10 protein-coding genes and 1 riboswitch are annotated in these 14728 nt (G+C 67.7%); of the genes, 1 reads left to right on the plus strand and 9 read right to left on the minus strand.

The window, feature by feature from the left end:
- Positions 1-5 precede the first annotated feature (5 nt).
- The 7 genes from pnuC to AC5P5X_RS12045 all read right to left on the minus strand — a co-directional run bounded on the left by pnuC (position 6) and on the right by AC5P5X_RS12045 (position 8858).
- Positions 6-575, minus strand: a complete 570-nt coding sequence (pnuC, locus tag AC5P5X_RS12015) for a nicotinamide riboside transporter PnuC (protein WP_005411885.1) — start codon at positions 573-575, stop codon at positions 6-8.
- 8 nt (positions 576-583) lie between these two features.
- The gene (locus AC5P5X_RS12020) at positions 584-2773 is read right to left on the minus strand and encodes a TonB-dependent receptor (RefSeq protein WP_111189273.1); all 2190 of its coding nucleotides are present in this window, start codon (positions 2771-2773) and stop codon (positions 584-586) included.
- A 70-nt stretch (positions 2774-2843) separates the two neighbouring features.
- Positions 2844-2939, minus strand: a riboswitch (TPP riboswitch).
- Between the two features lie 123 nt (positions 2940-3062).
- Positions 3063-4187, minus strand: a complete 1125-nt coding sequence (locus AC5P5X_RS12025) for a phosphotransferase enzyme family protein (protein WP_111189272.1) — start codon at positions 4185-4187, stop codon at positions 3063-3065.
- A gap of 125 nt (positions 4188-4312) precedes the next feature.
- Positions 4313-4720 (minus strand): glycine zipper 2TM domain-containing protein, encoded by a 408-nt coding sequence (locus AC5P5X_RS12030; protein WP_014645533.1) that lies wholly within the window; start codon positions 4718-4720, stop codon positions 4313-4315.
- A 246-nt stretch (positions 4721-4966) separates the two neighbouring features.
- On the minus strand, positions 4967-6958 hold the full coding sequence (locus AC5P5X_RS12035; RefSeq protein ID WP_111189292.1) for a peptidoglycan-binding protein: 1992 nt from the start codon (positions 6956-6958) through the stop codon (positions 4967-4969).
- 112 nt (positions 6959-7070) lie between these two features.
- The gene (locus AC5P5X_RS12040) at positions 7071-7841 is read right to left on the minus strand and encodes a hypothetical protein (RefSeq protein WP_060380665.1); all 771 of its coding nucleotides are present in this window, start codon (positions 7839-7841) and stop codon (positions 7071-7073) included.
- Positions 7842-8219: 378 nt separating this feature from the next.
- Positions 8220-8858 (minus strand): response regulator, encoded by a 639-nt coding sequence (locus AC5P5X_RS12045; RefSeq protein WP_005407620.1) that lies wholly within the window; start codon positions 8856-8858, stop codon positions 8220-8222.
- A 75-nt stretch (positions 8859-8933) separates the two neighbouring features.
- On the opposite strand from AC5P5X_RS12045, the gene AC5P5X_RS12050 reads away from it, so the two are divergent.
- Positions 8934-12533 (plus strand): ATP-binding protein, encoded by a 3600-nt coding sequence (locus AC5P5X_RS12050; protein ID WP_111189271.1) that lies wholly within the window; start codon positions 8934-8936, stop codon positions 12531-12533.
- Here the strand turns inward: AC5P5X_RS12050 and AC5P5X_RS12055 are convergent.
- Together AC5P5X_RS12055 and AC5P5X_RS12060 are read right to left on the minus strand one after the other, a co-directional pair.
- Entirely contained in the window at positions 12527-12928 is a 402-nt protein-coding gene (locus AC5P5X_RS12055; RefSeq protein ID WP_012478764.1) for a c-type cytochrome, read from the minus strand. The genes AC5P5X_RS12050 and AC5P5X_RS12055 overlap by 7 nt on opposite strands.
- 65 nt (positions 12929-12993) lie before the next feature.
- The gene (locus AC5P5X_RS12060; RefSeq protein WP_005411892.1) at positions 12994-14670 is read right to left on the minus strand and encodes an electron transfer flavoprotein-ubiquinone oxidoreductase; all 1677 of its coding nucleotides are present in this window, start codon (positions 14668-14670) and stop codon (positions 12994-12996) included.
- Between the last annotated feature and the right edge of the window lie 58 nt (positions 14671-14728).

Raw genomic sequence — 14728 nt, forward strand, 5'->3', positions numbered from 1 at the left:
TGGCTCTACTGCGTTGCCACCTGTGGCTCGCGAGCGGCGGCGCTCCATGCGCGCAGGCCGAACACGGCCAGGCCGAGGAAGAACACGTACAGCGCGGCGGTCACGTGCAGCGACTTGAACAGGTACGCACCCACATAGACCACGTCCACTGCGATCCACACCCACCAGCAGGCCACGTGGCGGCGGGCCTGCCACCATTGCCCGACCAGGCTCAGACCGGTCAGCAGCGCATCCAACCACGGCAGGGCAGCGTCGGTGAAGCTGTGCATGGCTGCACCCAGCGCCACGCCACCGCACAGGCCGATGGCCAGGTCGCGCAGCAGCGTGCCGCGTGCCAGCGGCACGATGCGGATGCTGCCCTCATCGGCGGCATGCTGTCGCCAGTTGAGCCAGCCATAGACCAGGAAACCACCGAAGGCGATCTGCAGCAGGGTGTCCGAGTACAGCTTGGCCTCGGCGAACACCAGGCCATACAGCGCCACCGACAGCAGGCCCACCGGCCACGCCGCCAGCCGGCGCCGGGCCATCAGCCAGACGCCGAGGATGCTGCACAGTGCGGCGGTCCACTCGAGCATCACGCCGCTCACAGCGCGAACGTCACCGACAGGCGGGCCTGTCGCGGTGCGCCGGGGAACAGGTAGTAGTCACCGCCGCTGCTGCCGGTATCGCGCCAGTAGAAGCGGTTGAACACGTTGTCCACCGACAGGTTCCAGGTCACCGCGCGTTCGTGCAGGCGATGCTGGAAACGCAGGCCGGCATCGAACACCGAGTGGTCCGGTGCGCGTACGCCGCCGTCGGCGCGGGCCACGTTGGCACCGGCATAGCGCCAGCCGCCGGTCACATCCAGGCCCTGCACGAACGGGAGCGCATAGGCCAGGTGCACGCTGGCGCGCACCTTCGGCACGTTCACCAGCTGATGGCCTTCATAGGCCGGGGTGCCGGTGTCGCGCGCGCGCGCCTGCAGCACGCTGGCGCTGGCCACGATCTGCAGTGCGTCGGTCAGCTGGCCGTTGGCGGTCAGCTCCAGGCCGGTGTGGGTCTGCGTGCCTTCCTCGACGAAGGTGTAGCCGACGTCGCTGCTGTCGGGCTTGGCGTACTGGTACGGCTGCGAAATGCGGAACACGGCCGCGCCCAGGGTCAGCGCTTCGACCGGCACGTACTTCACGCCCACTTCCAGCTGCCGCGACTGCACCGACGGCAGGAAGGTGTCGGCGTTGCTGGTCCAGAACGGCGCTTCCTGGCCCAGCGAAATGCCGCGCACGTAGCTGGCATAGGCATTGAGCTGGTCGGTGGCCTTCCACACCACCGCAGTCTGCGGCAGGAAGCGCGACAGGCGGCTGTGCCGCTGCGGGGTGCCACGCTTGTCGTAGGCGCGCTCATCGAGGCGCACGAAGCGGCCACCGGCCAGCCACTGCCAGTCATCGCCGAAGCTGATCCGGTCCAGCGCGAAGAACGCGGTCTGGCGGCTGTCCAGGCGCCGTGCGGACGGTCCCGGCATCTTCGGCGACGGCGCGAATACCGGCACCGGTGCTTCGTGGATGTTGGTGGTGCCGACGTACTCGTTGACGCTCGGGCGCTTGTCCACGGTGCGCCGGAAGTAGTCGGCACCGACGGTCAGCTCATGGCCGACGCTGCCGGTCTCGAAGCGGCCACGCAGCTCGGCACGGGCCTGCTGGTTGCGACGGGTGTCGTCCGGGCTGCGGTAGTCGTAGACGTCATAGTCGCCGTTGGGCGCGAAGTAGTTGCCCGGCACGCTGCCATCGGCGCACAGCACGGCGTAGTAGCAGCCGTAGGCGAAGGCGACGTTGTCATCGATCACCGAACGGCTGTGGCCGACCGAGATGCGCGACTGCCAGGCCTCGTTGAAGTCGTAGGTATGCAGCGCGGTGATGTTGGTGCTGGCGATATCCACCGGGCGCTGCCACGGCTGGTAACCCAGCAGGTGTTCGCGGTCGACGCCACGCGGCAGGTCGCGTGCGCCCAGCAGTTGGTAGCCGGACACCGAACGCTGCGAGCTGGTCTGGTAATTGGCATCCACTTCCAGCTTGCCGCGCTCGCCAATGAGCCAGTCGGCGGCCAGCGAGTAGAAGTTGCGGCGACCGTCGGCGTGCTCGATATAGGAGTTGCTGGAATCCCATGCGGCATTCAGGCGCAGGCCGAAACGCGGGGTGATCCAGTGGCCGACATCGACGGCGACGTAGCGCGAGCCTTCCGAATCGGTACCGAGCGTGGCAGTGCGCACTTCGGCCGGGCGCTTGCCGATGTAGTTGATGATGCCGCCGGGCGCCATCACGCCTGCGGCCAGGCCGGCTTCACCCTTGAGGATCTCCACCGACTGCACGTTCTCCAGCGCCAGGCGCTGTTCGCCGGCGATGGACAGGCCGTTGAAGCGGTAGCCGGTGGCGGCGTCCAGGGCAAAGCCACGGATGGCGACGTTCTGGTAGTAACCCACCGGCGCATACGCATCACCCAGCGAGGCATCGTTGCTGGCCAGCTCGGACAGCGAACGCACCTGGCGACGGTCCAGGTAATCGCGCTCAAGCACGTTCACCGAGGCCGGCGTGTCCTTCCAGCTGCCGCCACCGAAGGCGTTCACGCGTGAGGTATCGGCCTTCGGTTTGCCGGCCTGCACGCGTACCGCCGCCAGTTCGGTGGGCGAGCGCTCGGCGCCGGTGGTAGCCGCATCAGGGGACGCATCGGCCTCGCTGGCGTGCAGTGGCAGCGCAGCGCAGAGGGCGAGGGAGAGCAGGGTGGGGCGCAGGCAGCGGTTCATTCGGTTCGTCTTCGGACAACAAGGGAGACGAAGCGACGGCGCGCAGGTGCACCGGCCCATGATGGGGGTGTGGCTGCGGCTCAAAGCTCCCTACGCCGGTGCAAACCGGATCAGGTTCCAAGGGACTCTCTCAGCCTGGCAGATCCAGGCACCCCCGCTTCAGGTGACCATTTCACTACAAATGGTACGGATTTGCGAGCCGGCGTCCTTCAGGCTGCGGGGTCCAGGCTGCGGGGTCAGATCCCTTTCCGCAGGAAAGGGATCTGACCCCAATGGTGCGCCAACCGGGTCACGCCGCCGCGTGCAGCGCCTGCAGCAGTGCCTGTCCCGGCGCGCTGTGGAACCACGCCGGATGCCCCAGCATGAAGGGCTGCCACGCGACGTCGGCATTGGCGGTCGAGCCGGTGACGCCTTCGAAGTACTCCACTTCGGACAGTGCGAAGTCGAAATGGACCATCGGCAGCAGGTCGGCCAGCAGGTGCACGCGTGCCGCCGACAGCGGCAGCACCTGGCGGTAGCCGTCGAGCAGGGCCAGCGCGATATCGATGCGCACCGCCTCCATGCCGCGCTCCAGTTCCAGCCACGCCACCGCGTTGCGCTCGATCGCCGTGGCGAGGTCGAACAGCGCACTGGTGGGCGAGGCCAGGCCGAAATCCAGCACGGTACTGATCTGCCCATCGCGCCACAGCAGGTTGGAAACGTGCCAGTCGTTGTGCGCCCACAATCGTGGCTCATCGCGCAGGCGCTCGGCCAGGCCGGCATGCCACGGCAGCACATCGCGCTGCAGCTGCGCTTCCCATGGAATGCGCGCGAGATAGCGGGCCAGCCCGGGACGCTCGTGCAGCCCTGCCTTGATGGCCGCGATCGGATCGTCGGCACGGATCAGATCGTCGCGCGCGACCAGCACATGGGTGCTGCGTTGGGGCGCGTGGTAGCTGGCGGCGGCCCGGTGCAGCTGCGCGAGTGTGCGCCCGGCTTCGCGGGCCTGCGCGACATCGGTCAGCAGCGACCACGACACGGCGTCGCGGTACAGGTCCTCGCCGACGCCGATCGCATGCAGCTCGAACGTCCATTCGCCATGTTCGGCCGCCGTGTGGCCATCGGCCGCTGGCAGCACCTTCACCACCGGTACGCCCGCTGCGGCGAGATGGGCGATGAAGTGGTGCTCTTCTTCCAGGCAGGCCGCACTGCGCACGCTGTGGTGATGGCGCTTGACGAACACCGCGCCGTTCGCGCCGTTGACGATGGCGGCAGCCGACAGCGGCCGCGGGCTGTGCCAGTGCGGTTGGCTGCGCTCGTCCAGCTGCGGGTAGTGCTGGCGCAGCCACGCGATGTCCGCCGCGCTGATCGGTGGCCAGTCGGCAGCGACCTCGTCGTTGTTGAGGCCCTGCACGCGGTGGGAGGAAGAAGTCATGCCGCAGCCCCAGTGGGGAAAGTCACATCCAAGGCTGCGCATTCAACGCCATGCACGCGGCCAACGCAAACGGGCGGGTCATCGACCCGCCCGTCCGTGCATCGGCATGGGAGATGCCGCGCTGCTTACCAGCCGCGATGGCGACCGCGGTCGTGGTAGTAGCGGTTGTCGTAGTAGCGCTCGCGCTGCCAGCGACGGTCATCACCGCGGTCGTAGTAGCCGCTGCGGTAGTAGCCACGGTCGTAACGGCGATCGTAGCGATCGTCGTAACGGCGATTGTCGTAGTAACGACGGTCGCGGCGGTCGGAGGTGGTCAGGTTGCCGATCGCGCCGCCGGCCACGGCGCCGCCGACGGTGGCAGCGGGATCACCGTTGGAGAGCAGGTTGCCGGCCACGCCACCGACCACGGCGCCGACCAGGGTGCGCTTGTCCTTCCTCGACATCGCGCTGGCATCGCTGACCACGGCGACACCGGCCACCAGTGCCAGGGCCATCGCCAGACCACGGAAGCTGAGTGTGGAAGTACTGAGCATGTTCGTTCTCCTGTGAGGTGCATGCCACGCTGGGCAGGGAGGGCGCGGGGCGCCCCGGCTGCCGTGGTGTCCACGCTGGCGTTCCAACATTGCCGGAACATTGCCTCGTCCACCGTGCGGCTTGCGCATTCATCTAGCGGCAGGCGGCATGAAGCAAGGCTGAAAGCGGCCTCGGCCGCTCAGCTGGCAGAAAGGGAAAAGGCCACGCGGACGTGGCCCTCCCTTCTCTGCCAAGGCGTTGCGGGCTTAGACGCCCATCGCCTTCTGTGCCTGCCGGGCCTGTTCCTGCTGGGCGTCCTGCTGCTGGTGCAGCACGTTAGGCGCGCCCTGCACGGCACCGCTGCTGAGCGCGATGCTCTGCTCGCTGGCGGCTCGGGCCTCCACCGCCACGCGGCTGGCCGCCGGGTCACCGATCGTGCCCTGCACGGCAAACAGGCGTTCACCGTTCGGGCTGGGCACCACCGAGTCGATGCGCTGCAGGCCGGCGGCATGCGCCTCCTTGGTCAGGGCCGCGGCGGCGCTTTCCAGCGCGTGGCGATCCTTGAAGGTGCCGGCCGGCAACAGTTCCAGACCCTTGCTGGCCTGGATGAAGAGCGGATTGCGCGGGTGCCGTTCGTCGTTCAGCAGCGGGCGCTCGCGGGCTTCCTTGATGGCCTCCAGCGTCTTCGCCCCGACAATGCCGTCGGCCACCAGGCCGTTGTCCTTCTGCAGCTGGCGCACCGCCGCGTCGGTGTTGCGGCCGAAGCGGCCATCCTCGACCAGCGGCTTGCCGTCGGCACCGACGTAGCCCAGGTGGCCCAGCTGTTCCTGCACTTTGCGCACGCCTTCGCTGTGCGCGCCCTGCTTGTACAGTTCGGCGTGCGGCGTGGCAGCGGCCTTGTGCTCGGCGGCAGGCTTGCCCTGGGCCTGCTCGTGCGACGGGGTGCGGTTTTCCAGCAGGTCGCGCGCCTTGGACAGTGGATCGGAGGCGTACAGCTTCCAGTTCGGGTGGTCCTTCACCTGCTTGAGGTAGTCCTCGACCGGCATGGTGTGCACGCCCTTGCTGCCGGAGGACTGGCTGATCAGCAGCTTGTCGGTGGTGGGGTCGCGCACTACCATCACGATGTGGTCGATGCCGTTCCAGTGCTCGTGGCGGGTCCTGGCCGTATCCAGGCCGATGATCATGCCTTCCTTCAGCGCACCGGGCTTGAGGATCGCGTCGCGGTCCAGCAGCACGCCGGACTGGTCGAATGCCTTGCGCACGATGCCGCCGGAACCCAGGTTGCCCAGGTCGATGCGATCGGCCTTGCTGAAGACCGCATGCCCGGCCTTCTGGTTGATCTCGTCCATGGTGCGGTTCTGCAGCGTGCCGACCCAGCCGGAACAGTCGATGTAACCCTGCTCCACGTTCTTGCCGGTCTTGCCCGGTACGTACAGCGCGTGACCCGGAATGTTGATCGCGTACTTCACGTGGTCGTACTTCACGCCGGCCTCGTAGGCGGCCTGCAGTTCGATGCCCGGTTTCGGTGTGGCAGCCGCCGTTGCGGTTGCCGCCAGCGTGGCTGCACCCGCCGCCACGGCTGCGCTGGCCTGTGCAGGCGCGGCCGGGGCCTGGCTTTGGCCCGGCGCCACCGCCTGCGGTTCGATGTTCTTTTCCGGAATGCTGATCGCCGCGTACTTGTGGATGTAGTAGCTGGAGAACGTCCGCGCCAGGTCGCCATCGTTCATGCCGCGCATCTCGGCCAGGGTGTGGCCGGTCAGCGCCTTCGCGTCGGAACCGATCTGGTTCAGCACGTTGCGGCGCATGTTGATCTCTTCGCCGTGGCCGTTGCGGACCACGCCGAAGGTGCCGGTGGCAATCGCGGTCTGCACCGAGCCATAGCCGGCGCTGCCCTGCTGGTGGGCCAGGTACAGGTCCAGGCCGGTCGGCGTACGGCCTCCGGACAGGTACGGGTGGCCGGTGCGCTCGTTGCGGCGTGCCATCGAGTCCAGGTTGTCCTGGTACATCTTTGCGGCCGCTTCGGTGTTGCGGGTCGGGTCGAACTCGTGGCCGGTCAGGTGGTACTGGCGCGCGGAGCCGGGCACGAACTGGAACAGGCCCTTGGCGCCGGACGAGGTATTGTGGGCGCGCTCGTTGAAGGTGCCGCCGGTCTCGATGTGCGCGAAGCGCATGAAGTCATCGACCGGAAGGCCTTTCTGCCGGGCGACCTGCTCGACGATGTCCAGGACTTCCTTTCTGCTGTAGTCATGCTGTGCCATGACGTTTTCCTCGGGGTTGATGGAGCGGCGCATGCCGCGAATCGCCAACCGGACTCATCCGTGAGTCAAGAACATGTCGGTCAACAGGAAACCCGCGCGTGGGCGGGTGCTATCAGGGCGCGACGTACTGCTGGGTCGCGCTGTCGAAGGTGTAGTGCACGGCGTCGCCGGCACCCAGCGCACGGGGCTTGCCGGGGCCTTCGATGGTGGTGCCCTTGAAGGTCACGGTCAGTCGCGGCAGGCCGTTGCCGTCGGCAGCGAAGGCCAGTTCGCCATCGCTGTCGGTGCAGGGCATCACGTTGCCTTCGTCGCAGGCGGCGCTGTTGTCCTCGCCCGTACGCACCGAGCCGACATAGCGCCAGACCTTGCTGTCCACGTCGTCTTCGCTGCGCTTGGGGTTGAACAGCAGCAGTGCATAGCCGGTGCTGCTGATGCCGCGGTCGAAGCTGCTGGTCGGCACCGCCAGCAGCAGGCGACCGTCGGCGGTGCGATGTTCAAGCGGCTTGCGCCGGGTATCGACATCGTCGGCCTTGTCGTACGCGCCCAGCGCGCCGATGGTCCATTCCTGGCCACGGAACTTCCATGGCTTCTTGGCGTCGGCGCCGGCCAGCACGAAAGTGGCCTCGGCGAGGTTGGCGCGATCATCCGGGCCAGCCGGCGACTGCTCGCCCGGCTTGCCGTAGTGCTCGCGGGTATCCCAGGAGAAACCCGTGTAATACGTGGTGCCATCGAGGGTGAAGGTGTGGCCGAACCAGAAGGTCGCCACGCTGCCGTTCTGGACCTCGTAGGAGGTCGCGCCATCACCGTCCACCTGGTAGGTGAAATACATCACGGTCGGCGCGTCGGGCGGGGTGACGGCGGTGTCGGGAGAGGTGTTCTGCATCGGGGCAACATCCTGTCGGGGCGCATCGGCAGCCTGCACGGGGGCGCCAGGCTGGGAGGACGAGGGGGCCGGATCGGCGGCGCTGCAGGCCGCAGCGGAAAGAGAGACGAGCAGGCACGCCGCGAATGCGCGCAGGGGCCGCAACGGCAGGGTCCAACATGGCTCGGGGGGGTGATGCATGCGCCTCTCCATGGTCAGCGTTGCCGGGCCAGACGGCCGGCAGGAAACCGCACCCCATCCACCTGGGACGGGAGCGAGGACATGAGCCGGTCGATTCCTTCGACCTCGCATTGAAAACCCATGCCGGGTCATCTTGGCACAGAACGGCGGCCGGTCAAAGAGGGCGGTGACAGATGCCCTTACAGTGTGATCTGGTTCTCAGATCTTGCCGTCGCGCAGGTAGTCGAACAATTCGGCGTCGCCCTTCAGGCCCAGTTTGAGCATGGCGTCGCCTTTCTGCCGGCTGATGGTGCTGACGCTCTTGTGCAGCTGCAGCGAGATCTCCTTCACCGTCATGCCGGTGCCGAGCAGCCGCAGCACTTCCACCTCGCGTGGCGACAACGGCTTGCCGTCGCCCTCGCGCATGCGCCAGCTGCCCGCAGCCTCGACCCGCTCACGCAGGCTCCGGCTGATGTAGGGCTGGCCCCGATAGACCGCCTGGATGGCCTGCGGCAGTTCGTCCATCGACGAGCTCTTGTCGACCAGGCCGAGCACGCCGCTGTCGAGCACCATGCGCAGGATCGCCAGGTTGTTGGAGACGCTGAGCATCAGCACCGGCAGGTCGGGGAAGCGGCGGCGGATCATGCCGATCATGGCGAAGCCGTCGGCCTGTGGGCTGCCCGGCATGGAATAGTCGGTCACCAGCAGGTCGCAGGGTTGGCTGCCGAGCAGGGCCATCAGCGCCTGCGCGCTGTCAGCCTCGCCGACCACGCGGCCGACCCCGCTCGATTCGATGACGGCGCGGGTACCGATACGGACCACAGGGTGGTCGTCTGCGATGATGATGCGCAAGCTCATTGCTCTAGTATGGCCACCGGGCAAGCCGGGCCGCGACCATCGCGGCCCTGTCAGGATTCTAGGAGATCGACGCCGATGCGTAGCTGGGCTGTTCGCGGGCTGGTCCTGCTGCTGGCCGTGCTGGTGCTGCCCGTGGCGCTGGCACAGGCAGTGCCCGGGCTGTTGCCGCTCAGTCCCCTGCAGCGCGAGTACCTCGCCGCCCATCCAAGCATCGTCGTGGGCCAGTATGACAGCGGCTGGCCGCCGTTCGAGTCCCTCCGTGATGGCCAGCAGGTTGGCCTGGGGCCGGATTATCTGTCGCTTCTCGCCCGTCAGCTGGGTGTGAAGGTCGAGGCGAGGCGTTATTCCGACTGGACATCCGTGCTGGATGCGGCCTGTCGTGGCGAGATCGACGTGGTAATGAATGTCGGTCTCAGTGCCGACCGCACCCAGTGCATGGTCTATACCGCTGCCTATGGCGAGGCGCCGTTGGCGCTGGTGGGGAGGCCGGGCGATCTGCGTGCTTCGAACATGCCCGACCTGGACGGATTGCGGGTGGTCATCGAGCAGGATTTCCTGACCGGACCGCAGGTGCGGGCACGTTTCCCGCGTGCGGTGCAGCTTGTCGCAAACAGCTCGTTGGCTGCGCTGCAGATGGTCAGAGACGACAAAGCTGATGTCTACATAGGCAATGCCTACGTTGCCACCGAACTGATCGCACGCCTGCGCCTGCAGGGTGTCGTCCTGCTGCGTCCGAGCGACCTGCCTCCCGAACGGATGCACTTCGGCGTTCCCAACAGCAAGCAACCGCTGGCCGAAGCGCTGGACCTGGCGCTGGCCGCGACCAGCCAGGCCCAGCGCGATGCACTGGCACAACGCTGGCTGCCCCTGCCGCAGTGGTCGGCATCGGCGCAGCTGGCGCTCAGCCAGGCCGAGAAGCGGGTTCTGCAACAGCCGTTGAAGATCGGCTTCGCGCCAAACGCCGCCCCACTGTCGTTCGCCGACGAGTATGGCAGGCCCAGCGGCCTGGCCAGCGAGTACCTGGCGCGGCTGATGCAGGCCGGTGCCAACCTGCAGGCGCAGAACAGCCATGACTGGTACGAGGTGCGCGAGAAGGCGCGCCGCGGCGAGCTGCAGGCGGTGATGGGCATTCCGGTCGATTCGCACTATCTGGGCCCGGACTGGGTGTACAGCCAACCCTTCATCAGCGTGCCGAACGTGATCGTCAGCCGCCACGACAGCCCGGCGCTGCTGGGCCTGTCCGACCTCCAGGACAAGCGCGTACTGCTGTCGGATCCGGAGCGCGTACGCGGTTACGTGCTGCAGCAGGCGCCGCAGGCCAGGATCGTCGCCGCGCGCAGCGCCGAACAGGCCATGCAACGCCTGATCGATGGCGAGGCCGACGCCTACGTGGGCAATCTGGCCCTGGTCGACCACCTGCTGCGCACGCGTTTCCCGGGGCGCCTGCAGGTTGCCGCGCCCGCGGGCTTCAACGACCAGCTGGCACTGGCCGTGGAGCGCCGGCATGCGGCGCTCGCCACGACCTTCGATCGCTTGCTGCTGCAGATGACGCCACGCGAGCGCGAAGCGCTGCGCGGCGACTGGCTGGCGGTGGAGTACCACAACGGCATCGACTGGCGAAGCACGCTGCGCTGGGGTGTACCGCTGCTGCTGGTGCTGCTGACCGCGCTGCTGGTGCATGGCATCGGCTACTGGCGCCTGCGCCGCGAGGTGGCCGGGCGCCGCCAGCTGGAGCAGCGCCTGGCCGAAGTGACCGACAACCTGCCTGCCGTGGTCTACCAGGCCCGTCGCGAGGTTGATGGCACGCTCCGCTTCCCGTTCATTGCCGGTGACCTCCAGGCGCTGTTCGGGATCACCCGACAGCAGGCTGAGCAGGACGCCACGATGTTGCTGGAGCGCGTCGAAGAGGACGATCGCGCGCGCATCCTGCAGGCGGTCGAACAGGCCGCGCACCAGTTCGCACCGCTCATGCTGGAATTCCGCCTGCGGGGCAATGGAGCAGGCCCGCGTTGGGTGCGCACCCAGGCGCAACCCTATGCCGCCGAAGCCGGTGTGGTGACCTGGAGTGGCTACTGGGTGGATGCCAGCGAGGCTCGTGCACAAGCGGATGCCCTGACCGCAGCCAAGGCCGAGGCCGAGCAGGCGGCCGAGGCGAAATCCCGCTTCCTGGCCACCATGAGCCATGAGATCCGCACGCCGATGAGTGGCGTGCTGGGGATGCTGGAAGTGCTGGCGCACTCACCGCTGGATGCAGAACAGAAACGCATCCTTGGCGTGATCGAGGATTCGGCGCAGATGCTCCGGCAGATCCTTGACGACATCCTTGACTACTCGCGGCTGGAGGCCAACGCATTGCGGCTGGAGCCGGTACCGCAGCCGCTGCGGCCGTTGCTGGAAAGCGTGTGCCGGTTGTTGTCGGCGCAGGCCAGTGCACGTGGGCTGGACCTGCACGTGCAGATTGATCCGCAGCTGGCAGCCGCGCACGAAGTGGATGGCGTGCGCCTGCGCCAGATCGTGTTCAACCTGCTCAGCAACGCCATCAAGTTCACCGTGCGCGGCGAAGTGCGGCTGCAGCTGGAAGTGCTGGGGCCGACCGCCGAAGACGGCAGCCAGCCGCTGTGCCTGAGCGTCACCGATACCGGCATCGGCATCGCACCGGAACAGCTGCAGCACCTGTTTGCGCCGTTTACCCAGGCCGGTGCGTACATCCAGCGCGACCATGGTGGAACCGGCCTGGGCCTGAGCATCTGCCAGCGCTTGGTGCAGATGATGGACGGCGAGCTGGAACTGCACAGCACGCTGGGCGAGGGCACCCGCGCCGAGGTGCGGCTGTCGCTGGTGGAAGCCGGCAGCAGTGATGTTGAAGCGCTGGTCGCCGAGCAGGAACAGGCGGCGCTGCTGCCGCCGGCGCTGCGCCAGGCACGCGTGCTGGTGATCGAAGATCATCCGACCAACCAGGCGATGATGGCCTGGCGGCTGCAGCAGCTGGGTGTACCGCATGTGCTGGTCGGCGATGGCCAGCAGGGGCTGGATCGCCTGGCATCGGAGCACTTTGATCTGGTCATTACCGATTGCCGGATGCCGGTACTGGATGGTTTCGCCTTCACCCGCCTGCTGCGCGAACGCGAAGGCCGCAACGGCCAGCCGCGGCTGACCGTACTGGCGCTGACCGCCAGCGTGCTGGACGACGATGCACGTCGTTGCCGTGAAGCCGGGATGGATGAGGTGCTGGCCAAGCCATTGTCATTGGCGACACTGCGCGCGGCACTGCTGCGCTGGTTGCCGCAGGCGCAGGGGCAACGGTTCGAGGAGCCGCTGGCCGAGTCCGCTGCCGTCGATGACAGGACGCTGCCCGATCTGGACAGCCTGCAGCGGCGCTTCGGCTCACGCGCGGTCGCCGAGCAGTTGCGCGACAGCCTGCTGCAGGCCAGTGCAGGTGACCTGGCCGCTGTGCAGCGCGCGCTGGAGGCCGGCGACCGTGAGGCTGCCGCGCTGCACCTGCATCGCCAGGCCGGTGGCTTGGGCGCGGTGGGAGCGACGGTGCTGGCTGCGCAGGCCAATGCCCTGGTCGAGCGCCTGCAGGATGCGGCCGAGACCGATCCGGTGCCGTTGTTCACCGCGGTGGCGGCATTCGTGGCGCGGCTGCAACAGCAGTTGCAGCGCCTGGCTCACTGAGCCGACTGCTGCTGCAGGTAGGCGATCACCAGCGCACGGCGTTCGGCGCTGGGGAAGGCGTTGTACATGCGTGTGCCCGGTACAACATGGGTGGGTGACTGCAGGAACGCATCCAGGGTCTGCGCGGACCAGGTGATGTCGGCGCGGCGCATGCCGTCGGAATAGCCGTAGTCGGGCAGGCTGCCGGCGCGACGGCCGATCACGCCGTGCAGGTTCGGGCCGAAGCGGTGGATGCCGCCAGGCTGCACGGTGTGGCAGCCGGCACACAACTCGAACGCGCGTTGCATGGCCTGCTGCTGCGCCTGTTCCGGCGGGGCGGGCGCTGCAGGCGGGCGCTGGCAGGCCGTGGCGGCCAGGGCCACGGCAACAGCGATGAGCAGGAATGATGCACGCATGGGCGGGCAGGATAGCGGTGTGTGGCAAGCGACGGGCTGCGACGCTCGGTCGCAGCCTGTGGCGTTCACATGCCCGAGTAGTTCGGGCCGCCGCCGCCCTGCGGGGTCACCCACACGATGTTCTGGGTGGGGTCCTTGATGTCGCAGGTCTTGCAGTGCACGCAGTTCTGCGCGTTGATCTGCAGGCGCGCGCTGTCGGCTTCGCCGACGAACTCGTACACGCCGGCCGGGCAGTAGCGCGCTTCCGGGCCTGCGTACTCGGCCAGGTTCACCTTCACCGGAATGCTCGGGTCCTTCAGCGTCAGGTGGCTGGGCTGGTTCTCGTCGTGGTTGGTGCTGCTCAGGAACACCGAGCTGAGCCGGTCGAAAGTCAGCACGCCATCCGGCTTCGGGTAGGCGATGCGGGTGTGCTTGGCCGCCGGTTCCAGGCAGGCGTGGTCGGGCTGGGTGCGGTGCAGGGTCCACGGCGGGTTGCGCACGCCCAGCTTGGGAAGCAGCCACTGCTCCACGCCGGTCATCAGCGTGGCCACGGTCTGGCCCTTCTTGAACCACTGCTTGAAGTTCTTGGCCTGCTGCAGTTCGGTGAACAGCCAGCTGGCTTCGAACGCCGTCGGGTAGGCACTCAGTTCATCGTGCTGGCGGTCGGCGGCCAGTGCATCGAACGCGGCGTCGGCGCACAGCATGCCGGTCTTGATCGCGGCGTGGCTGCCCTTGATGCGGCTGGCGTTGAGGTAGCCGGCCTCGCAGCCGACCAGCGCGCCACCGGGGAACACGGTCTTCGGCAGCGACAGCAGGCCACCGGCGGTGATCGCACGCGCGCCGTAACCGATGCGGGTGCCACCCTCCAGGTGCTTGCGGATGGACGGATGGGTCTTGAAACGCTGGAACTCTTCAAACGGGCTCAGCCACGGGTTCCTGTAGTCCAGGCCGACCACGTAGCCGATGGCGACCTTGCCGCCGTCGGCGTGGTACAGGAACGCGCCGCCGTAGGTGTCGCTGTCCAGCGGCCAGCCGGCGGCATGCACCACCAGGCCCGGCTCATGCTTGGCCGGGTCGATCTGCCACAGTTCCTTGATGCCGATGCCGTAGGCCTGCGGGTCCTTGCCTTCGTCAAGTTTGTAGCGGGCGATCAGCTGGCGGCCCAGGTGGCCGCGTGCGCCTTCAGCGAAGATCGTGTACCTGGCGTGCAGCGCCATGCCGCGCTCGAAGGCCGGGCCGATGCTGCCGTCCTTCTCGATGCCCATGTCGCCGGTCGCCACGCCGATCACTTCACCGTTGTCGCCATACAGCACTTCGGCGGCGGCAAAGCCCGGGAAGATCGCCACTTCCAGCGCCTCGGCCTGCTGCGCCAGCCAGCGGGTCACTTCGCCCAGGCTGATGATGTAGTTGCCTTCGTTGTGGAAGCACTCCGGCAGCAGCGCGTTGGGCGTGCTGCGTGCGCCGGTTTCGCTGAGGAACAGGAATTCGTCGCGGGTGACCTTCTGCTTCAGCGGTGCGCCACGCTCGGCCCAGTCCGGGAACAGTTCGGTCAGCGCGCGCGGATCCATCACCGCGCCGGACAGCACGTGCGCGCCTGGTTCGGACCCCTTCTCCAGCACGCACACCGACAACTCGCGGCCGGCTTCGATCGCGCGCTGGCGCAGGCGGATCGCGGTGGCCAGGCCGGCGGGGCCGGCGCCGACGATCACCACGTCGAATTCCATTACTTCACGCGGGGGCAGGGCGTTGGCTTCAGCGCTCATCGATTGCATGACTCGTGGGTAGGGCCGGCATCGGGGCCACCGGCGGTGCCTGGGAATC

Source organism: Stenotrophomonas sp. YJH_SMC_91 (assembly GCF_059368495.1).